Source organism: Qipengyuania sphaerica (genome assembly GCF_019711595.1).
Classification (GTDB): domain Bacteria; phylum Pseudomonadota; class Alphaproteobacteria; order Sphingomonadales; family Sphingomonadaceae; genus Qipengyuania; species Qipengyuania sphaerica.
The window spans coordinates 167,268-186,177 of record NZ_JAIGNR010000004.1 but is presented as its reverse complement, the minus strand read 5'-3'; the positions used below and the strand labels follow the sequence as shown (position 1 = coordinate 186,177).

At 62.9% G+C, this 18,910-nt stretch carries 20 protein-coding genes; 2 read left to right on the top strand and 18 right to left on the bottom strand.

Annotation, left to right across the window (positions count from 1 at the left end; all coding sequences use genetic code 11):
* Positions 1–2: 2 nt before the first annotated feature.
* From K3178_RS12885 to K3178_RS12800, 18 genes are read right to left on the bottom strand one after another with little or no spacing between them, the layout of a single operon-like run.
* Positions 3–2,705: a conjugal transfer protein TraG N-terminal domain-containing protein gene (locus tag K3178_RS12885; protein WP_221571818.1), complete on the bottom strand. Its 2,703-nt coding sequence runs from the start codon at positions 2,703–2,705 to the stop codon at positions 3–5.
* A 9-nt stretch (positions 2,706–2,714) separates the two neighbouring features.
* A complete protein-coding gene (locus K3178_RS12880; RefSeq protein ID WP_221571817.1) occupies positions 2,715–4,151 on the bottom strand; it encodes a conjugal transfer protein TraH in 1,437 nt (478 codons plus the stop codon).
* Positions 4,141–4,953: a conjugal transfer protein TraF gene (locus K3178_RS12875; protein WP_221571816.1), complete on the bottom strand. Its 813-nt coding sequence runs from the start codon at positions 4,951–4,953 to the stop codon at positions 4,141–4,143. The genes K3178_RS12880 and K3178_RS12875 overlap by 11 nt, the downstream gene beginning before the upstream one ends.
* The gene (locus K3178_RS12870) at positions 4,950–6,671 is read right to left on the bottom strand and encodes a conjugal transfer protein TraN (RefSeq protein ID WP_221571815.1); all 1,722 of its coding nucleotides are present in this window, start codon (positions 6,669–6,671) and stop codon (positions 4,950–4,952) included. The genes K3178_RS12875 and K3178_RS12870 overlap by 4 nt, the downstream gene beginning before the upstream one ends.
* Positions 6,668–7,423 carry a type-F conjugative transfer system pilin assembly protein TrbC gene (locus tag K3178_RS12865; RefSeq protein ID WP_221571814.1) on the bottom strand — a complete coding sequence of 252 codons (756 nt, stop codon included), beginning with the start codon at positions 7,421–7,423 and terminating at the stop codon, positions 6,668–6,670. The genes K3178_RS12870 and K3178_RS12865 overlap by 4 nt, the downstream gene beginning before the upstream one ends.
* Entirely contained in the window at positions 7,420–8,433 is a 1,014-nt protein-coding gene (gene traU / locus K3178_RS12860) for a conjugal transfer pilus assembly protein TraU (protein ID WP_221571813.1), read from the bottom strand. Before traU ends, K3178_RS12865 begins: the two co-directional genes overlap by 4 nt.
* Entirely contained in the window at positions 8,430–9,065 is a 636-nt protein-coding gene (gene traW, locus K3178_RS12855) for a type-F conjugative transfer system protein TraW (protein ID WP_221571812.1), read from the bottom strand. The genes traU and traW overlap by 4 nt, the downstream gene beginning before the upstream one ends.
* Positions 9,062–9,568: a S26 family signal peptidase gene (locus tag K3178_RS12850; protein ID WP_221571811.1), complete on the bottom strand. Its 507-nt coding sequence runs from the start codon at positions 9,566–9,568 to the stop codon at positions 9,062–9,064. The genes traW and K3178_RS12850 overlap by 4 nt, the downstream gene beginning before the upstream one ends.
* On the bottom strand, positions 9,565–9,960 hold the full coding sequence (locus K3178_RS12845) for a TrbI F-type domain-containing protein (protein ID WP_221571810.1): 396 nt from the start codon (positions 9,958–9,960) through the stop codon (positions 9,565–9,567). The genes K3178_RS12850 and K3178_RS12845 overlap by 4 nt, the downstream gene beginning before the upstream one ends.
* The gene (locus K3178_RS12840; RefSeq protein WP_221571809.1) at positions 9,953–10,357 is read right to left on the bottom strand and encodes a hypothetical protein; all 405 of its coding nucleotides are present in this window, start codon (positions 10,355–10,357) and stop codon (positions 9,953–9,955) included. Before K3178_RS12840 ends, K3178_RS12845 begins: the two co-directional genes overlap by 8 nt.
* Complete coding sequence (gene traC, locus K3178_RS12835) at positions 10,357–12,906, bottom strand: type IV secretion system protein TraC (RefSeq protein ID WP_221571808.1); 2,550 nt, start codon at positions 12,904–12,906, stop codon at positions 10,357–10,359. The genes K3178_RS12840 and traC overlap by 1 nt, the downstream gene beginning before the upstream one ends.
* Entirely contained in the window at positions 12,903–13,484 is a 582-nt protein-coding gene (locus K3178_RS12830; protein WP_221571807.1) for a hypothetical protein, read from the bottom strand. The genes traC and K3178_RS12830 overlap by 4 nt, the downstream gene beginning before the upstream one ends.
* Positions 13,481–14,350, bottom strand: coding sequence for a DsbC family protein (locus K3178_RS12825; RefSeq protein WP_221571806.1), 870 nt, complete (start codon positions 14,348–14,350; stop codon positions 13,481–13,483). The genes K3178_RS12830 and K3178_RS12825 overlap by 4 nt, the downstream gene beginning before the upstream one ends.
* A complete protein-coding gene (locus K3178_RS12820) occupies positions 14,347–15,633 on the bottom strand; it encodes a TraB/VirB10 family protein (RefSeq protein ID WP_221571805.1) in 1,287 nt (428 codons plus the stop codon). The genes K3178_RS12825 and K3178_RS12820 overlap by 4 nt, the downstream gene beginning before the upstream one ends.
* Positions 15,633–16,388, bottom strand: a complete 756-nt coding sequence (locus tag K3178_RS12815) for a type-F conjugative transfer system secretin TraK (RefSeq protein WP_221571804.1) — start codon at positions 16,386–16,388, stop codon at positions 15,633–15,635. The genes K3178_RS12820 and K3178_RS12815 overlap by 1 nt, the downstream gene beginning before the upstream one ends.
* Entirely contained in the window at positions 16,385–16,954 is a 570-nt protein-coding gene (locus K3178_RS12810; protein WP_221571803.1) for a type IV conjugative transfer system protein TraE, read from the bottom strand. The genes K3178_RS12815 and K3178_RS12810 overlap by 4 nt, the downstream gene beginning before the upstream one ends.
* 12 nt (positions 16,955–16,966) lie before the next feature.
* Positions 16,967–17,254, bottom strand: coding sequence for a type IV conjugative transfer system protein TraL (traL, locus tag K3178_RS12805; protein ID WP_221571802.1), 288 nt, complete (start codon positions 17,252–17,254; stop codon positions 16,967–16,969).
* A 25-nt stretch (positions 17,255–17,279) separates the two neighbouring features.
* Positions 17,280–17,606 (bottom strand): hypothetical protein, encoded by a 327-nt coding sequence (locus K3178_RS12800; protein ID WP_221571801.1) that lies wholly within the window; start codon positions 17,604–17,606, stop codon positions 17,280–17,282.
* Positions 17,607–18,019: 413 nt separating this feature from the next.
* Here K3178_RS12800 and K3178_RS12795 point away from each other — a divergent pair, with 413 nt between their 5' ends.
* Together K3178_RS12795 and K3178_RS14225 are read left to right on the top strand one after the other, a co-directional pair.
* On the top strand, positions 18,020–18,448 hold the full coding sequence (locus tag K3178_RS12795) for a hypothetical protein (protein ID WP_247713783.1): 429 nt from the start codon (positions 18,020–18,022) through the stop codon (positions 18,446–18,448).
* Entirely contained in the window at positions 18,441–18,683 is a 243-nt protein-coding gene (locus tag K3178_RS14225) for a helix-turn-helix transcriptional regulator (RefSeq protein ID WP_221571799.1), read from the top strand. Before K3178_RS12795 ends, K3178_RS14225 begins: the two co-directional genes overlap by 8 nt.
* Positions 18,684–18,910 lie beyond the last annotated feature (227 nt).

Here is an 18,910-nt window from a genome sequence, read left to right as displayed (position 1 = left end):
GACTACCATTCCTTCACATCATCGGCCGCCTCAGCGGATGCTCCTCGTGCGTCCCGTGTCGTCCGATCAAGACTTCCTCTTCTTTGTTCGATGCTTCGAGCGCCTTGGTTTTGCCTTCGACCAACATCGTCTGCGATCTCTTCCCTGCCATCTGATGGATCTCCGAGAGAGCCTGGCGTCCCACCAAGGCGAACTGAGCCGCGCACGCCGCTCGCGCTTCTTACACTAGGCCGAGCCACAGGCGTTTTATCAGGCAACACCAGTTCGCTCGCGATCTCATCGTTGAGGCCCTCAGCGTAGCTTTCCACAAAACGCGCCTGCAGCTGCTGCCCTTGCGCGCTCATCTGGAAGTCGATGTCGTCAAAGCGGGCTTGACCGTAGTAGTCGCGGTTGGCTTCGATCTCCGCCATGCCCCATTCGCGGTAGGCTTGGCTCAGGTTAAGAGTTCCCGCAGCATTGGCGCTTTCATACCAGCTGGCCTGGCTCTCGAGCCGATTGGCGATCTCTTCCGCGCGGCGTGCCTCAATTGTGTAGCTATTCGCTTCCGTCAGCGATGTTGTGATACCCGCTGCGCTACTCGAGACGAGCGCTTCTGAGCTTGAGCTGGTTTCTCGGAAAAAACCTTCTCTCGAACTTGACCAATTCTGGCTTTCGGAAATCTGGCTTAGGGCACTTTCGATGCGCGAGCGATCTTCTGAGGCGATCCCGATATCGCTGTCGGTCCAGCTCTGATTGCGCCCGCCTTTCACGCCTAAGCTGGCGGATCCCGCACCTCTTTCTCCTTTCAGACCAAGAGCTCCGTCGCCATTCAAAAACCACGATACCGTGATGTCGTCCGATGCCCGGCGCGACAGGCCAAACTGCTGCTGCAAGGTGTTGGACGCGTTGTCGAGCTCACTAAATGTTCTTCCAATGCTGTCGTTGGCCGACGTTCCGCTGACTGTCTCGTTCGAGCGAGATCGGGTGTAGGCATCGCGCAGCTCGCTGAACCGCGTGACTGCCGAACTGGTCGATTGTTGGGCAAGGTTGGAAAAGGTCTCGCTCTGGCTGCGGCTCTCGCTCGCCATGGTCGACAGCCTGCTCGAGAAATCCTGCCCAAGTGTGGGGGTGAAGGGATAGCTTGAGGTCGGCACAGTCGCGAATTCTGCTTGCGGAAAGCCGGTTGTCTGTGTTCCGCTCTCGCCGATTCCTCTCGTCTGTGCCGCGCCATAAGCGATGTTCGGCGCGAGACTGCCTTGGGCGAATTGCCGCGAAAACACGCTCGAATTCTCGAGATTGGTGTTGCCGAGCGAGACATTGCCCGTGCTTGCCTCGCGCGCCGCTTCTTCGGCCGCATTCTGGCTCGGATTGAGGTAGCTCGTGGCCTGGCCCGAGATCGCCATCGCGCCGCGCGCAACGCCTCCTGCAAGAAACGGGATCGAGGCAACGAGATAACCGGCAAGAATTCCGATATCGTTGTTGACGTCGGTCATGCCGGAAAAGGTCGCAAGCGTGAGCCCGCTCGCGCCACCCGCTGCCGCAACATCGCCGGCGCCTTTGAGCATCAGGATCATGTGGAGGATGACGAAGAGCGGTCCCCAAGCGGCGAGGTAGAAGAATCCGGTGACATAGCCTCTCAGCGCGATCGGTCCGGTCCTTGGCATCAGGAACAGCGGGAAAAGCACCGGGAAGAGCGCATAGAAGACGACCGTCAGCACGACGTTGAGGATCGGCACCCACTTCATCGCATTGTGCGCGATCGAGGAATAGGTTCGCTCGGTCTGGATATCGGCACGGGTCTGCGCAAACACATCGACGCTCGATGCGCCGCTCGCTCCGGCAAAGCCGTGCATCGCCTGGTTCATCGCGTTGATGGTCAGAACCTGGCGGAAGATGCTGCTCGCGTCCTTCGAGATGCCGGTGAGATATTGGTAGGCCACCGGCAGGTCGGCGATCAGCTTGGCCTTGGCGAGCGCTTCGGTCTGCTTGGGATAGAGCTGACGTCCGGCAACGAGCGTCATCTCGTCGATCATGCCCGCCCACTGGTTCGAGAGCGCTGTGTAGGCCTCGCGGCAGGTGACGATCGACGCGGTAACGCTGTCATCGGCCTCGCGGGTCAGAAACTTCTGCGCACGCGCCGCGCTCCCGGGCGCGACGGTCGCCCAGATGTCATTGCTCTCGGACAATTCCTTCATCGAATAGCGACCGAGCAGCAGGTCGTAGAACACGCATTGGCGGACATGTTCGTCGAAATTGGCGGCGAACTCGGGATCGGCAATGCGCAGGGACCGCGTCGCTTCGAGCAGGCGCGCGCCGTAGATCATGCCGTTCTTCGAATAATTGAGATCATCGGGAAGCCCGAACACCGTCTCGGCCGAACGCGTCAAATAGTCCCCCGCCTGGCTGGTGAAGCTTGCCATCAGCGCGAGCCCGAGCGGGACATTGGCAACGGTCGCCGGAGCGAGGCTCGGATTGACCCGGTCGGTGACTTGGACGTCCAGCCTCGGCACCATCAGGCACATGTAGATCAGCGTCGCGCCTAGGAACCAATTGAGCCATGCGCGCCAGTCCTGATTGAACGCCACCACGATCACCGCGAGCGCGAACCCCATAACCAAGGCGACCTGAACCAGGCTCTTGTAGCCGCCGGCACCGGTCCATGCGGCGACGGCGTTGAGGACATTGACGATGTATTCGCCGCCGCCGGTGGTGAAGATCTCGACCATGTTCGCGGCTCAGGGGATGATCGAGCGCGACTGGAGCCCGCGCGACCAATCGAGTGCGGCGGACATCGAGGGCGACATCGAGGCGGCAAGCGCGTTCTCGATCATCGCGGTCTTCTCGATGATCTGCATGATCGCCGATACCTTGGCCTGTCCCGTCGCCTGACGCTGGACGAGGCCCGAACGTACCTCGGCAATCTGGCCGCGCCAGATTGCGAGCTTGGCTTCATCGGCGGCGATGAAGCTTGCCATCGAACGCCCGGCTTCCGACACAATGCGGTCGAGAATTGCATAGAGGAGGTCGATACTGGCGATCTCGGCGAGCGTGTCGCGATCGTCGGTGGGCATGCCGCGACCATAAGCGGCCTGTACCGTGAGGATCTTGTACAAGGGGACCGAGGCAACCTGCAGCAGTTCCTTCTCGGCATTGCCGATTGCGGTGTCGGTGCGGATCGCGTCGACCATATTGCCGATGAGGAGCGCGACGCGCGGGCGGATCGCCTTGGCGTTGGAAAGGCTCATCTGCTCGAAGGTCGGATTGAGGCAGAGATCGGTCTCGTCGCAACGAAACACGCGCACGGTCTGGCCCTGTGTCCCGTCGAGCAGCGCACTCACCAGGGTGGATGAAGCATCGCCGGCGAAAGGCACGAACTTGCCTGCCTCATCGTCCTTGGGCGGCACGTAGATCACCGTGCCGATCAGCGTCATGGCGTATTCGGCAAGCTCGCGGTCGAAAGTGCCGCCGGGGTTGAAGAAGGCGCTCTTTTTCAGGACGTGCCAGGTGTAGTTGCGCGCTACTCCCGGATTGATGTCGGCGTAGTCGGTACCGGCGCCCTCGTTGGTCGAAGCGCGCTGGCCGCGTGTACCGCAGCCGTGCTTGGCCGCGGCATAGTCGGTGAAGATGCCTTCGGAATTGCCGATCGCTTCGCAGATCGCCTTGTCGGCGAGATCGCCTTTGGGCCAGAGGCCTCCGACCAGCCCCTGCGCCATTTCGCAGGAGTTGATCGACAGGTTGTTCATGAGCTGAGCCTTCTGGCTGAACTCCTGCATGATCTTGTTGCACTCGGGACAGACGGTATCGATCGCGAGGCTGAAGGCGAACCCGACCGCGTTATTGGCCACGGCCTTCAGGAGCGCGACCATCTCGCTTGCATTGATGAAGGAAAAAGAGCCGGCGAAGATATCGATCCCGCCGCAGCCGGCGCGGGCTCGAGGGAGTTGAAGATTGGCGATATTGGTCGTCTTCTGCGGGAAGCGCGTCCAGACGTTGCCGAGGCTGTAATAGCCCGCCGACTGGCCTTCAAAGGCGGTCGGGCCGGTTACATTGGCCGCAGCGCCCATGTCGTCCATGAATCGGTCCATGCTATCGCCAACGTTGGCCGCGACAGGTGAGACGATCATGCTGGCAGCGGCGAGGGTCAGCGCTGCATTGCGGATGCTAGTAATCATGTCCGGCTTCCTTCGAGGTGAGAAGGTAGATGCGATCCTGGAGTTCGTCGGCAGAGAGCACGCCGTAACCGATCGGGATCGGTCGCTTGGTCGCGCTGTCCCACAGCACGAGCGCCGGGGTGGCCTTGCCTTCAAGACCGAGCCTGGCGCGCTGGTTGGTTTCCACGCGATAGTCGGGAAAGTGTCTTGAGGGTCCACCATCGGTCGAGATGGCACGCACCGTGATCCGCCAGCGGTCGGCAACGCCTTTGATGATCGGGCTCATCACTTCGCACGGCCCGCAGGTGGAACTGAAGAAATAGAACAGGCCGTAGCGCTGCGACAGCCGTGCCATGACGTGATCGCGCTCGGCGCTGCGGGCATCCTGCCACTGCTTCTTGGCGACCGCTCCGACCGGGCGTTCGAGCGTGTAGTCGAGTTCCGGGTCCTGCCAGATCGCGCGTTGCCAGACGTCGGAGAACAGCGAGGCGCGGTCGAGCTGCGCGCGCTGGAAACGGATATAGGCCGCGACATTGGCTTCGGTCGGATAGAGGATCGCGCGTGCTTTCAACTCGCGCAGTTCGGAGGTGATCGCGTCGAGTTCCTGCGTTGCCGGGACCGGTTCGGCTTTCTCCTGTTGCGGCTCTTCCTGGGGAACGGGCTTCGCGCAGTAGAACCAGTAGCCGAGCCTGCGCTGCTCGCAGTAGATCGCGTCGGCCGCAGTGGTCGATGGAGTGTCTTGCCGCTCCTGGCTATAGGCCGAGGTCACGGGAAGGGCAGTCAGGCCCAGGGCCAGCGCCGCCATGCGATAGAGATGGGTCATTGGCCGCCCCTTGCGTAATAGTCGTCAATCTTCTGCTGAATGAGGATGCTGGTCTCGAGTTCGTCGGGCAGCCGCGCGGCTTCGGTGAACTCGGCATAGACTTCGCTGAAATCCATCCGGGAAAGATCGAGCTGCGCGAACTCGTCGAGAGTGAACCCCTCGCATTGTTCTTCCTTGGGCTTGTCCCAGGGCTTGGGGAGTTGCTTGCGACCCTGTTCCTGTAGGATGCGCGAGAGCTTGCTCTCAAAGCAGCAATAAGCCTTCTTCTTGGTCAGGCAGACGCCAAGGAACTTCTTCGAACAATAGGTCCCGACATAGGCGCACAGCCCCTGCGCATCGCGCTGATGGAGCAGCACTTCCTCGCGGTCGCAGCCGAGCGCGACCAGCAGGCTGATCCCCGGAATGAGAGGGAAACCCTTGCCTTTGCAGCAATTGAGCACGCCGAAGACCTTGGACGAGCAGGTGTTTCTGGTTCCGCGGAATAGCGTCAGCGTGCTTGGATCGAATTGCCCGCGCGCTTCGTCCATCGCATGAAGCGCGGTGACCGCATCCTTGAACTCATCATTTGCGGTGCGCTCGATCGTCTCGCAGCTGCCGTCGATGCAATAGACATCGCCATCGCAAACATACTGCGTGGTGCTCTCGGTATCGGGCAGTGGGCATTCGTAAATGCGCTCCCAGGTCTCGCACGGGAGCTCGTCCGTGAGGCATTCCTCGCGGACAAACCGGCAGGTGCCCTGGCTCTCGATATCCGAGCAATCGGTTGCCGCTTCGCGCGACGTGCAGGTGTAGTTGCGCTGCCATTCCCAGCACGGCCGGGTGACCGAGACGCCATCGATCATGCGGGTCCGCGGGTCGGCGTCGGTGCAGATCTCATTGTCGAGCGTGCAATCGCCATTGTCGGCAAAGCCCGTGCACTGGCTCTCATCGGGAACGGTATCGACCGTGCTGTCGGTGGTCACCGCATAGGGCGTGTAACGAGGATCGGGCGCATCGCAGGCAATCTCAGCGATCGGATCACCTGGCTCGGTACAGTAGCGGGTAAACTGGTCCTGCCGCCACTGGAGGCACGGGCCGGGGCGATAGCCGCCGATGCGGCACGAGCCGCCATCGAATGCCGAGCACCATGGGAGGCCTTGGTAGACGCCGGTGTCGTTGCAGAGATAATGCCATTGCTGGCGCTGGGTCACATTGGCGACAAGCGGCACCGCGCACTGTCCCACCGACTGGTCGATGCGTGTGCCGGTGTTGCAGGTGGCGGTGTAGGTTCCCGCCGAACCCGAGCCGGGCGGCAACGGAACGCAATTGCCCTGGCCGCCTGAGATATCCATGCCGCTGGTGTAATCGAGCGGCGTCTCGTTGATCGCGAGGCTTCGCGCGATCACGTCTCCGATGTCTTGGCTGTCGAAACGCGCACGGTTGGCGATGCTGTCGCGCATGGCGCGATAACCCTGGTGTCCGGTGGCCGCCGCTGCGGCATTGCTCTCGATCCGGTCGGGATCGTCGGCGAGCGTTTCGAGGTCGCGCACGGCATTGCGATCATAGTTGGGGAGAGTGGATGCGTCGGGTTGCGATCTGGCAGCTGCCTGCGCTTCGCCGCGCAGGCTTTCGCCAAAGGCTTTTCCGTCGGCCCGCGCGTTCTGCTGCTGCGCAGAAAGGGGCGCGGCGATTGCGAGAAGGGCGAACAGTCCCAGGCTTAGCGATTGTGTGAACTTCATGGCCGCTCTCCTTCGAGGCGGCGGAGATGCATGCGTGCAAGCTGCGCGCCCGGGCCGCCTCCCGAAGCAAAGGTGTCGAGCACTTCGGCCACGCTGATATTGCCTGCAATGCGGTCGTGCGGCGGGAGGATTTCGCTGCAGTCGAACCCGTCGCAGGGGGCGAAGTCGCTCGCGATCATCACGAAGCTCGGAGCGACCTCGATATCGAAAGCGCGGAACAGCCGCGGGTCGATCCCGAGCGCACCGGCATCGCTGCCATCGCTCCAGATCGCAGCGATGCGCTTCTTGAAGCCGGCGCTGTCGCCTTGCGGGAACCCGCGCAGCAAGGTCACGCCGCCGGCCCTCGAGACATCGCGAACAAGCGCCTTCAATGAGGGCTCGGGCATTCCAAGCGAGGCAAAGGCAATGAACCGGGGCGTCTCGCCCATCGCCGCCACTTCCGCATCGGCCTGGGCGCGGATCATGCCATCGAGATCGAGCGGGCCTGTATCGGCAGTCGCCTTTGCAGTTGCTGCATACGCGGCGCGGTTCTCGAATGCAGTCTGCTGTGCTGCGCGCGCGTCTTCTGCCAACGCATCGGCCTTGGTCCTCACCGATGTGGCGAGCGCTTCGGCATCGGCAGTATGCTCACTGGCGCGTGCGCGGATCTCGGCAAGATCGAGCTCGGGCGAACTTTCCTGCGCAGACGCGGCGGCAAAGGCGGCGGCGGTCGCCAGGCTGGTAACGACAAGCAGGGGGAAGGCGTTTCTCATAATGCGCAGCAATTCCTCTTGCGCCAAACGAGGTATCCCATGTCTTCGCCGATGGCGGGGATGACCTGTCCGGGGGACTGGAAGGTGGTGGAGGCACCGATGGGCGGGCAGGCGAAGCGGCCCTTGGTCGCCGGATTGGGGTTGGTGGCTTGGAAGCGGTATTGCTGCTTTCGCATCACCGGCATCAGATATTTTCCGCACAGACCTTTGGAGCCCATCGTGCCCCAGGAGACGAGTTCACGGTGGAGCTTGTAGGCGAAGCGCGAGAGCACGAGACGCGAGGCCTGGACGTGGCCTATGCTCGCCGAGACATTGCCGTTCATCGGGTACATCGAACCCTGGCAGCCCGCGCACCAGAACATCTCGTCGAGCGGCAGGTTCGCGGTCGATGCGGCGCAATCCGCCGCGCAGGCGGCCAGTGCCAGCGGGTTGGCGAAGAGCACCGCTTCGGGGTTGATGATCGCGGTAAGTTCGCTGTCCTGCCAAAGAGGATCGACCTCGGAGATGTAGAGGATGTCGATCGAGCCGGGCTCGAGGCACAGGAAATCGGCGACGATCTCCATCCAGTAGATCAGCGGATAGGCATACCAATGGACGTGCCAGCTCGAATAGTACTGGCTTGCGCCGCCCACCGCCGAAGGGCCCGAGATCGAGCGGAACCCGATATCGAAGCCGGGATCGAGCTTCATCCCGCCCAGATTAACGAAGCACCACGGCTTCATGCTGACATCGGCGAGCCGCACCGGCTCCCAGAACCCCATGGCGATGCCGGGCCGAAGCCCGCACAGGCATAGGGGCAGGTCGGGATTGTCGGGATCGGGGCGATTGCTCGGCCAGATGTCGAGCCCGCCGACCGAGATCGGGAACAGGCACGACCAGCAGATGTCGGTGATCGGGTTGACGAACTGCCCGGTGCATTTGCCCGGCCCGGCATCGGCCGAGGCGGGCGAGGAAAGGGCGAGCGACAATGTCGCCGTGACGAGGATGAGGAAGGCGCGGATGCTGCTCATGGCTGGGCCTTTCGAGGCGGCAGCGCGATCTCGCTCACTTCGAGGACACGCCCTTTCTGGCGCACGCGCGCGGGCACGGCCCTGATGCCGAACTTCTCGGTGAACTTTCCGCCCTGGTCGAAATAGAACCGCCGCTGGCGGGCCTTCATCAGCTCGAGCGGGGCGCCTCTGACGAGGATCAGCTTGGCATTGGCAGTCTGCCTGAGCGCCCATTGGATCTGCGAGGGATCATCGCCGTCGAGAAACAGCAGGTCTGCGCGCAGTTTGACGCTGTCGAGCGGATTGACCCGCGTTCCGGCAGCATGGATCAGCTCGCCCTTGGCACCGCGGATATCGGCGGCGAGCGTGATCGTCGGATCGAACGGCCAGCTACGGCTTTCGATGGCACGGATCAGGCCGTCAACCGGATCGGGCCGGTTCACCCGCGCTATGGTACGTCGCTTCAATTCCTGGTTGAGCCGCGCGGTCTCGCCCGACTTTTCCATTGCCGTGAGGCGCGAATGGATTTGCTCGAGCAGGTCGCGCTCGATCACCGGGAAGACCGCGCCGCGTTGACCATAATCGCGTGCCTGCAAGCTGGCCGGGAGCGCGGCCAAAAGAAGTGCGCCGAGCGGAAGGAGCGAGCGCTTCACAGGATCGCCCTCCCGCTGCCGAGTATTTGCCCGCGACACACGAACCCGATCTCTGCGTAGCGGCTGTCGAGCCCGCGCGGATGGTCCGTTCCAGTGTAGTAGCAATCTTCTGGTATCGCGCCTTCGGGACCGCGCGTGAGCGGAATGCCCAAGCGGGTGGCTTCGAGCCGCGTCGCGACCTTCTTGCCATTGATGAAGACCGCATCGTCCTTGTGGCTCACCACATCGCCCGGCACGCCGAGCACGCGCTTGCCGAACATCTGCGGTCCTTGTCCGAAGTGTGTCTCGACGAGTTCGCTTTGCGGCGGCTCGAAGAAGATCAGGCTGCCGCGCGTAATGGGAGCGTGTTTGTCGAGCCAGAACGCCCAGTTGGGCAGGCTCGGACTGGCGTTGATGAGGAAGGCGTGATCCTTGCTGAAGGCGTCGAGCGGTGCCCACGCCAATGGCAGCAGGACGAGGCCCGAGAGGAGCAAGGGGCGGCGCAAGCGGAGCGGCAGTCTCATGGCTGCTCTCCATTTTCGAATGCATTGGGTTCGAGCTTCTGCGCGATGCGTCGTTCAAGTTCGGGGGTCGCGTCCTCGGCGGCTCCTGCAAGAACCGCTTCAGCCATCAGCACCACGCGGCCATCGTTTCCCATCTCGGCAACCGCGCTTTCCGCCGCCTGGAGGTAGGCGAGGCCTGCTGCCTGGACCGCTGCCGGATCGGCATCGACGCGCGCGGCTTCCTCGACGAAGCTTCCGATCGTTTCGGCAAGCCGGACGGTGACGATGCGTTGCGTAGGGGAGCTTGCGACCTCGCGCGTGATCCATGCGCCCCAGAGAAGCGCCGTAACCAGGGCTGCGGTGGCGAGCAGTTTGAGCGCGAGCGAATGCGAAGAGTTTAACTGATCAGACATGCGCAGGGTCTCCTTTCTTGAGGCGGCGATCGAGACGACGCAGGAAGGAAGGCATCCTCAGAAGGGCGAGGCCGCCTGAAGCGATGAGAAACGCGATCTGGAGGTCCTGCGCAAAGAAGCGGCGCGCCAGCGGTTCGGCTGTGCGGTAATGATCGGCGAGATTGCCGAGCTGGGCGAAGAGCGATCCCAGATCCCAGCCTGCGAGCAGGAGAAACACGAACAGCGGCAGTCCGAGTACGAACAGTAGCGTGCTGGTCACGAAACCTGCCGCTTCAATCAGAACGAGACAGCTGCCCTGGAACAGCGCCAGCCAGTTGATGGGTTGACGATCTGGCCTTGCCGGCTTTGGAGTCGGGAGTGGGACGCGGTCGACGAGGGTGGTGGTTTCGAGCGCCATTATGCAGCTCCTTCCACACCTGCGACCAGCGCGACCGCGCGCTCCAGCGGCATGCCGCTTTCGACATAGCGATGAATGTCGGCATAGGTGTCGGGATCGGAGGAGAAGATGGTCGCCGAAAGCGGATCGAGCACGAGCCGTCCGACGGCCTCCATCTCGGGACCTTTCAGATAGATTTCGCTGTATTCGGTGCCCGAGCGTTTGAGGCTGCGGATCAGCGTCTCGGTCCGGTCGTCCATGTCGAGCCGCGCTTCCTTGCGGAAATCGGCGATGGTCTCGGGCTTTTGCTGGAGCACCAGCATCCAGTCGCTGTTCTCGAGCGCGGCCCGCGCGCCATCGGACTTGTAATAGTCGTTGAGGGACTGGGTGGCGGTCGCCAGCGCGCCGCCATATTTGCGCGCGGTGCGAGCATATGTCTCGACGAACTCGCCCATCGAGCCGCCCTTGAGCATGGCCCAGGCTTCATCGATCAGCAGCAGTTTCTTGGTCGCGCGCGAGCTCCGTGTCATCGCCTGACCGGTCATGAACATGATCGCCGAGAGGACGACGCTTCTGAGTTCCTCGCGAGACGCAAGGTCGCTCATCTCGAACACGGTGAAATCGTCTTCGAGCGCGAAACTCGCTTTGCCGGAGAAGAACCCGGCATAGCTGCCACCGCGGCAGAAGGGCGCGATCGCGGTCGCCAAATCCTTGCCCGCCTCGTTCTCGCTTGAGTGCAGTGCGTGCGCGACATCGTCGATCGCCCCGCCGCTGCCGAGCGCTTCCCAGACCTGCGTCACCGCGCGGTCAATTAGGCCGCGTTCGGTGTCGGAGGGTGCCGCGCTCGGCCGGGCCATCTGGCCCACGATCGCCTTGATCATCGCAAAGCAATCGAGCCGGTAGTCCTCGTCTTCATGCGCGCGGGCATCGTCGACCATTGAGAATGGATTCAACGAGAAGCCCGAGGCGAGTGTGAACTCGACAAAGCGGCCGCCCTGCAATTTGACCGAGTGCTCGAAGCTGCGCCCGTCATCGATCACGACGACCTTGGCGCCGGCACCGCGCAAGGCAGTGCACAGCTCCTGCAGCAGCACCGATTTGCCCGAGCCCGACTTCCCGCAGATCGCGATGTTGTGGTTGCCTGCTGTGTTCTCGAAGGGAGACCAGAAGAAGGGCTGGCCGCGCCGTCCAAGCAGCAGCAGGTGCGGTATCTCGCCCCCGAGATACTCGCCCTGCATCGGTGCGATGTTCGCTGCCGTTGTCGAAAGCATCGTCCGGAAGCGCTTGAGACGCGCCATGTCGTGGACGAGCCCGTCGGCAAGGCTCAGGGGGAAGGCGGCGACGAGACCCTGCAATTGCAGAAAACGCTCGTCGGCAAGATCCCATCCGGCCGCCTTGTAGATCGCCTTGACCGTGCGCTCATGCGCATCGCCATCGCCGAGCGGCGAAATGGTGGTGAGGCCGTAGAAGAGCTTGACCAGCTTCTTGCCTGCCTGGAGTTCGGCCTGGACGTGTTTCCACTCCGCCGACTGCTCGGAGAGCCTGGGCAGGAAACGCGCGCTCTTGGTCTCGGAAAGACTGGTGGTGCGCATGAACTTGTAGCCCGCGCGCGCAGATGCCGTTTCCTGGTCGGGATAGTGCAGGCACAGCATGGTGGCGGCAGGGCAAGGGAAGCGCAGCTTGTCGGTGAACATGTCGCCGATGAGCCGCGCGCACTCCCACGGCGCCCAGCGTTCGGGGGTCGATCGCACGCCGTAATGGCGCACATCGAAGCGGTCGGGATAGCATTCTCCCATCTTCGGAATGCCATCGCGGGTGCGCCCCGTCTCGCGGAAGCGTTCGGTGCGCAGGATCAGCCGGTCGTCCTCGACCTCGAGTTCGATGTCGCGCCGGATGGCCTGAACGTCGAGCGTGTCCTCGCGATTCCAGTGCGTGCGTTCCGGTTCTCGCGCCGTTGTTGGCGAGGTCAGTTCATCGACGAGTTCGAGGAGGCCCGCCGGCTCGAGCGCGTTCGACGCGAGCCCTAGAGAATTGAGCATTCCCATGAGCCCGTTGCTGCATTCGGTTAGCTCTGCGTCGGTGACATGGCCCGGAACCGGGACACCTAGCGAGACAATCAGGCGTACATGGCGCGCGTGGAACGGTGCATGCGCCGAGCCCGATTGCCACACAAGATCGTAGAGCCGGTTTGTACGCGCTTTTGCGATGGCTTCGTAGATGCCGCCCTGCTCGTAGCGCGGCGCGAACCAGGGTCCGACGATGGCGCCGATCCGGGGCGACGCAAAATTGAGCACTTGCAGGCAGGCGCCTTGCGGCAGGCTTTCGGAGAAGAACTGGCCAAGGATCTCGCCGGTGCGCTCGTCCGCCCCGATCAGCGGGGTGACTTCGAGCACGAAGCCCTTCGAATGCGCGTTGCGATAGAGGCCGGATCCTTCGTCGAACACGCGGTAGGGCAGCCAGTCTGACAACATGTCGAGCGAGAAATGGGCCTGCGGATGGTCGGCGCGCTTGGCGTCGCCAAATACTCCGGAAAGCAGCGCATCACGCGCAGTGGCGAGCGAAATGTTCATCGCGTCTCTCCTTCAGGCGAAACAGGGTGGGGCACCCGGCCGGGGGAGGGGGGACGGCCAGGTGCCCCTTGGTCCGGCGCCGAGGCGCCGGGCAGCTCCGGCGCGCCCTGGGAGGGGATAACCAGGACGTCCGGAAGCTGCTGGGGAAGGGAAGAAGGAACGGTGGCGGCGCCTGTTGCGTCGCCGCTGTCGGTAGTGCCGTTCTGGCTCTGGCTCGCACGACCGAGCGCGCGCAGGACATCGGAGGTCGAAAGCGGGGCTCGCCAGTCCGATATAGGCTTCTCTGCAAGGGGCAAGTGCACGACGCGCGCTTCGTGCTCGCGGCCATCCGCGTCACGCCAGGCAGCAAGAACGACACGCAAAGTGCGACCATTCGTTGGTGACGAGGCAAGTGCGTTCGCGCCCTGCGGTTGCATTGCGGCCGTCGCCTGCTCGTCGATCGCGGAGGTCGGCGCACAGCTGCCTTCGGGCGCGCGGCAGGCGAAATCGCCTTTGACATTGCCGCCGAGCGTCGCGCAGCCACCGATTATCAAAGCAAGGCTTGCCAATGCGCCCAGTTTGATGGGGCGCGGGCTCATTGATCAATTCCCGGCTTGGCGCCTGCGAACTTCCGCAGCGTTGCGGAATCGCGGTAGCCGTGGAGGACTGCGCCGTCGCTTGCGCGAACGATGACCGGTGTACCGGCAAAGCCGTTGGCACGCGCGAAGGCTTCATTAGCATCGAGTTCTTCGCCGACGTCGCAATTTGGCGCTACCGCAGGCGCGCGCCCGGCATAAGCAGCGTGAAGCGCTTTTGCCTTGTCCTTGGCGCAGAGCACGCCTTCAGACATGCGGCGGCTCGAAGCGCCAAAGATCGAGATCGGGCGCTCCTCGACCAGCACGCCGGCCTTCTCGAGTTCGCCCGTCAGCCGCTGGCAGTAGCCGCACTGGAAATCGGAGAAGACAACGAGCCGCGGACCCTTGCGGTTGCCCCAGACGACCGCGCCATCCTTGGGCAGGCCTGAGAGGTCCACCATGGTCTTGGCGGGCGCGGTTCGGGCTTCGGGAGAATGCGCATCCGCGCGGCCTGCCGACCGCGCAGCTCCGGCAGCGAGCAGATCGGGATTGAGCTCGAGCAGCCGCGCTGCCGTCACATCGCGGCGTTCCTCGAGGTCGTAAAGACGCCCGACGAAGAGGTAGCGGGCCGCTTCGTCGATATAGAACAGGCTCTCGCCCGAGACGACTTCGCACCACGGCGCGAACGTCGTGCAGTCGAGCGCGTCGATCGGCGTCTTGGGGAGGCGCAGCTTCAATGCCTGTGCGACATCGCGTGCAATGGCGGCCTGCGCCGGCATGGCAGTGACCACCGCAACGCCGCTGGTGAGGAGGGCCGCTGCGCTGGCTGCGGCAAGCGAGACGTGGGCGACGCGGGCCTTCAGGCCCGGCCGGAATTCATGGAAATTCATTGAGAAGTGCTCCTGACATGGACGCCGTCGAGGAAGACGATCTCGACTGCGATGCCGGTCGGCATCTCGACGACGGGTTGATACTGTTCTGCGCGTTCGATGAGGTATTTGCTGACCGTGTCGGCCGCTTCGCCCGCGCCTTGGCCGAAGCCGCCTGCAAGGATGTCGGTCGGCGAGAGTGCTTCGCGCGTCCCGTCTTCGCCGACACGGCCTGCAAAGACGCCGTTGGCGTTGGCCGAGAAGCCGCGGCCGAAGCCGCCGACGATCCCGGCGAGCAGCGCCTGGCTGACAAGGCTGCCTTCGCGGCTGACGACGCGGCCACGCACGCCGGACTTTCCGGCAAAGGCGATGAACCCCTTGACCTCGCTGACCGCGTAGCGTCCGCCCGGCTGCGCGCAGGTCATGCGCACAAGCTTGACGTAGACCTTCTCGGCCGAGAGATCGCCGCGCGCTGCGCCGTTGACGAGGCAGCCGGTGAGATCGGTGGTAAGCAGGCGATTGCCCTTGAGCACCGAGCGGGCTGGTCCGGTGATGCGCAGCACCACGGGAAGCGGATCGCTCTGGCTGGTGACACCGGTCGATGCGTCGACGCCGACGATCACGGTCGCGGGCGCATAGCTGTTGGGCGGCAGGTAATCGCGGCTTGCTTCGAGCAGCAGCGGCGGCGAGCCATCGCTCGATCTCGCAGGTGAAACCTTTGCTTTCTCGCCCTCGAAGCTCAGCAAGCTCGCTTTTGGCTCGCCCAGCGTTGTCGGTTCGAGCGGTGAAGGTGAAGTGCCGTCCTGACGCGGATTGACAGGAGCAACCGGTGCGGTGGGCGGATTGGCCCGGACATTTTCGAGCTCGCTGCGCAGCACCGCATTCTCCGCCGAGATCGCATCGATCGCGGCCTGGCCATCGCTCAGCATCCGCGCGTTTTCGCCGCGCAGCGTTTCAAGCTCCTGCTCGATTGCGCTCTTGGAAATCTGGCCGTCCTGGAGGTCCTTGATCGCCTTGCCCTGCGCGTCGAGGCGGTTGCCGTAGGTGGCAACGAACTCGCGCTGCGACAGGTTGCGATTGACGAGGCCGCCTGTGTCGATGGTGGTTGCGCCACCTTCTTCGCCGTCCTGCGCATCATCGCCGCCGAAGATGAACATCGAACCGGCGATCAGTGCGAGGGCACCAATACCGCCGAGTAGCAGCTTCTGGCGCTGCGCGATTGCGGAATTAAGCTTCGCGCGCTTGGCGCTGCCTTGGTCTTTGGCGTGTGGGTTCCCTGATGTCGGGAAAGTATTGTCGGCCATCACTCGAGCCCTCCCTTGGCGAAGACGAGGAAGGCTTGCGTCGTCTCGCCGGGAGCAAGCGCATCGCGGCCATAGGCAAAGGCAAGTGCACCCGCAGGCGCTTCGCGTTCGCTGGAAAGATCGATGGGTTCGGAACCAAGGTTGCGCAGGGTGAAGGCCTGGCCGGTCAGCTCGGCACCTTCGTATTCGGCGACTTGCTGGACCTCGAGGCTGCCCGTCCGGCGCGGTCGCGAAAGCGCGGCCCGTGCGCGAAACCCGGGCAGCACCGCATCATGTGCCATGGTCTCGATCAGGCGGAGGGCAGCGCCGTCGCGGCTCGGTGCGCCTTCCTCCCACTCGGCGGCATCGGACTTGGCGAGCGCCGGGTTGGTGACGAAGAGCTGGCTCGCTTCCTCACCCTCGACGCGGCAGGCAAACTTGTAGACATGGCCCGCGCTGCTGGTCGCGAAGAAGCTGACTCTGGCGCTGGCATATTGAAGCGGCACCGAGACATAGATGTCGCCGCGCACCGGCTCGTGGGTCACTTCGAAATCGTTGTAGGGAAAGCCGCTCGCCATTTTCGAGACATTGGCGAAGCCGTCTTCGATAAGCGCAATGCGGGTGAGCGCACCGCGGGCGAGCACGCAGTCAATGGACGCGCCATCGGCCGCTTCGACGAACTGGTCGGCTCGGGCTGGCGTAGCGAAAGCGCAGGTCAGGGCGGCGAGCGCGATACTTGTCGCTGCTGCCGGGAAGGGACGGACAAGGAGATTCATAGGTCTTCCTCCTCGTTGGGGTTTGGAAGCTGACGGAAACCTGCAAGGCCGAGGCTGAGACCGCGGCGGTTCCAGGTGAATTCGAAGCTACGCTCCTGGCTCGCGATGACCTGCGCTCCGACGAAGGTCTTGAGCGTGCCGGTGACAGTGGAGGTCAGCGCCTCGGTATCGACGTGCATCGACGCGATGACGAAAGCCTGACTGATATCCGAGCCGCGTTGCTCGTCGACGATCTTGACCAGTTCGGCCTTGAGGTGTCCGCGCGCGGCCGGATCGGCCACCTTCAGGATCTGCTCCATCCAGTAGTCGAGGGTTTCGGGCGCGCGGTTGAGCAGCATCAGCGCGGTGTCGCGGGTAACAAGCTCGAGATAGTGTGCTTCGATCCCGCCACTGCTGAGCGCGATCCGTTCCGACGTGACCGGCACGAGCACGAGTGTCTCTTCGCGCGTCGCTGCCGCGCCGACCGCAAGTACGGTGGTGAGACCGAGTACACCGGCAAGCGCCGCAAAGCGGTTGCGCTGCTTCAGATGCCGCTGCGCTTCCTCGTAGGCAAATTCGTGTTTCATGGATGTCCTCCCTCAGCCTGCGAGCAGGCGGCAATGGGAGGGCGGCGTGGCTTTCAGCCCGAGGAAACTTCCCGGCAGATACCAGTAGGCAGCGTGCACCAGTTTCGACCCTGCACCTGACGCCTTCGCCTTTCGAAGGGCGAACCAGATAATTCCGGAAAGGAATGTGCCGATGATGATGTGCTGCGCGAGAATGCCCCAGGCAAACGGAACGAGAAGTCCCGCAAACTCGTCGATGGTCCAGAAGCCGATCAGTTCTGGATCGTCGAGCCGCCGTGGAACGAGGTATGTGTTGGCCATGCCGCCCTCCTGTCGAGACCTGCGATCAGATGGTCGCGGTCACGACCGAGGTGACGATCGGTACGCCGGTGCCGACACCGATCCCGACACCAACCGGCACGGCTACCTGTCCGAGCGCGAAACGACCCGACGCAAGTGCGATAAGACCGCCGGCAAGGCTGAGGACGGTGATGATCTTGCCGCCCGATCCTTCGAGGAAGTCGGTGAACTTCTGCAGCGCAGGGTCGAAGGTCGTATCAGCGCCGGCATAGGCTGCGCTGGCGCAGGCAAGAGCGATGGCAGCGGGAAGAAGGTAGTCGCGGGCGCGAACTCCGTTCTTCGCTTGTCGGGGAAGGGCGATTGCTTTGGTCATCGAGGTACTCCGTATCGAACATTGGCAGCGATGTGTTCGCTGTATGTTCTGTCCTCGATCGGAAGGCTGGGTGTAGGAAAACGGAAAGCGGAACGAGCTGGCAATCGACCAAGCAAAAAGCGACATTTTGCTGCCAATCACCGTAAGTTGCGCTTCCGGTCTGCTGTCTCGCGCTCTGCTGACCGCAATCCGCGCAAGAGCGGACGGCAATTGCGCGCCCACGACCGGATTATGCGCGAATCAATGATCGGCAGAGATTCTCATCATCCTACATGTTCTTTGTCTGTTCTTTTTTCTTTCCTACAGTCTTCCTGCTCGCCTAGCGCGAGTCTTTGTTGAGTAACCCTTAGGAAGATCCATTGGTCAGTCCCGACACATCCCGAGGCGAAGAGTCGCACGCAGGCCTTTCCAGCTTGCTGGCGGCCAATGTCTCGAACAGCGGCAAGACTCGCACCGAGATTTCCCGGCAAACATCGATTCACAAGGATGCATTGCGCCGGATCCTGACCGGCGAACGGCCTGCGACACTTGCCGAAGCATCAAGCATTCTGAGCGCCTGCGAGGTTGATCCGAAGTTGGCTCTGGCGCTTTTCATACTGACCGACGCCGACCTGGCGAGCGAGTGGATCGATACCGAGGTCGGCACCTTCCTTGGCGCATTCCTCACTGCACTGCCGGTCGCATTGACCTGCGAGCTCGGCTCAAGGTTGCAGGAGGTGCGTCCACGTTGGGCGAGGGGGACGGCGCAAAGGCTTGCGCGCCTCCTCTCCGAACACATTGACGATCTTGAACGAAGAGACGCGCTCTATATCGACGGCCAATACGAAAGCGCCGATGGCTGAAACGCAAACTCCAGCCTCGGGTGGTCCCGCAAGCACCGTTGACGATCTCACCGGGTCAGCAGAGCGACTTCTGCGGCTTCCCGAGGTCATGGAACGCGTTGGGCTCAGGCGGACAGCAATCTACCAAAGAATGAGGGAGGGGCGTTTTCCGCAATCGAGGTCGCTTGGACCTCGTTGCACAGTGTGGGTGGAGTCAGAAGTCAACGACTGGATTTCCTCCGTAACAAGGACTTGAACTGTCTGGGCCAGGCTTGCTTCTAACCCGAGCGAATGTTGTCAGAGATGGTTACTATTCGCATCCCCAAACACGCAGCAACTTCGGGTTATCGCGAGAGGCATGAAACAAGGCCATACGACGTATTGCCACAACGCACCGAGAGCTGGTCCTTCTGGCAATCGCGATTGCGAGATCCTTGTCCCAAACAGACACCCTTGGCCGAACTGACGATACTTCGGCCAAGG

What these genes read in the sequence shown, in the direction of transcription:
- K3178_RS12885 (WP_221571818.1), bottom strand. Translation starts at nt 2,705, where the DNA reads ATGGTCGAGATCTTCACCACCGGCGGCGGCGAATACATCGTCAATGTC.
- K3178_RS12880 (WP_221571817.1), bottom strand. Translation starts at nt 4,151, where the DNA reads ATGATTACTAGCATCCGCAATGCAGCGCTGACCCTCGCCGCTGCCAGC.
- K3178_RS12875 (WP_221571816.1), bottom strand. Translation starts at nt 4,953, where the DNA reads ATGACCCATCTCTATCGCATGGCGGCGCTGGCCCTGGGCCTGACTGCC.
- K3178_RS12870 (WP_221571815.1), bottom strand. Translation starts at nt 6,671, where the DNA reads ATGAAGTTCACACAATCGCTAAGCCTGGGACTGTTCGCCCTTCTCGCA.
- K3178_RS12865 (WP_221571814.1), bottom strand. Translation starts at nt 7,423, where the DNA reads ATGAGAAACGCCTTCCCCCTGCTTGTCGTTACCAGCCTGGCGACCGCC.
- traU (WP_221571813.1), bottom strand. Translation starts at nt 8,433, where the DNA reads ATGAGCAGCATCCGCGCCTTCCTCATCCTCGTCACGGCGACATTGTCG.
- K3178_RS12850 (WP_221571811.1), bottom strand. Translation starts at nt 9,568, where the DNA reads ATGAGACTGCCGCTCCGCTTGCGCCGCCCCTTGCTCCTCTCGGGCCTC.
- K3178_RS12845 (WP_221571810.1), bottom strand. Translation starts at nt 9,960, where the DNA reads ATGTCTGATCAGTTAAACTCTTCGCATTCGCTCGCGCTCAAACTGCTC.
- K3178_RS12840 (WP_221571809.1), bottom strand. Translation starts at nt 10,357, where the DNA reads ATGGCGCTCGAAACCACCACCCTCGTCGACCGCGTCCCACTCCCGACT.
- traC (WP_221571808.1), bottom strand. Translation starts at nt 12,906, where the DNA reads ATGAACATTTCGCTCGCCACTGCGCGTGATGCGCTGCTTTCCGGAGTA.
- K3178_RS12830 (WP_221571807.1), bottom strand. Translation starts at nt 13,484, where the DNA reads ATGAGCCCGCGCCCCATCAAACTGGGCGCATTGGCAAGCCTTGCTTTG.
- K3178_RS12825 (WP_221571806.1), bottom strand. Translation starts at nt 14,350, where the DNA reads ATGAATTTCCATGAATTCCGGCCGGGCCTGAAGGCCCGCGTCGCCCAC.
- K3178_RS12820 (WP_221571805.1), bottom strand. Translation starts at nt 15,633, where the DNA reads ATGGCCGACAATACTTTCCCGACATCAGGGAACCCACACGCCAAAGAC.
- K3178_RS12815 (WP_221571804.1), bottom strand. Translation starts at nt 16,388, where the DNA reads ATGAATCTCCTTGTCCGTCCCTTCCCGGCAGCAGCGACAAGTATCGCG.
- K3178_RS12810 (WP_221571803.1), bottom strand. Translation starts at nt 16,954, where the DNA reads ATGAAACACGAATTTGCCTACGAGGAAGCGCAGCGGCATCTGAAGCAG.
- traL (WP_221571802.1), bottom strand. Translation starts at nt 17,254, where the DNA reads ATGGCCAACACATACCTCGTTCCACGGCGGCTCGACGATCCAGAACTG.
- K3178_RS12800 (WP_221571801.1), bottom strand. Translation starts at nt 17,606, where the DNA reads ATGACCAAAGCAATCGCCCTTCCCCGACAAGCGAAGAACGGAGTTCGC.
- K3178_RS14225 (WP_221571799.1), top strand. Translation starts at nt 18,441, where the DNA reads ATGGCTGAAACGCAAACTCCAGCCTCGGGTGGTCCCGCAAGCACCGTT.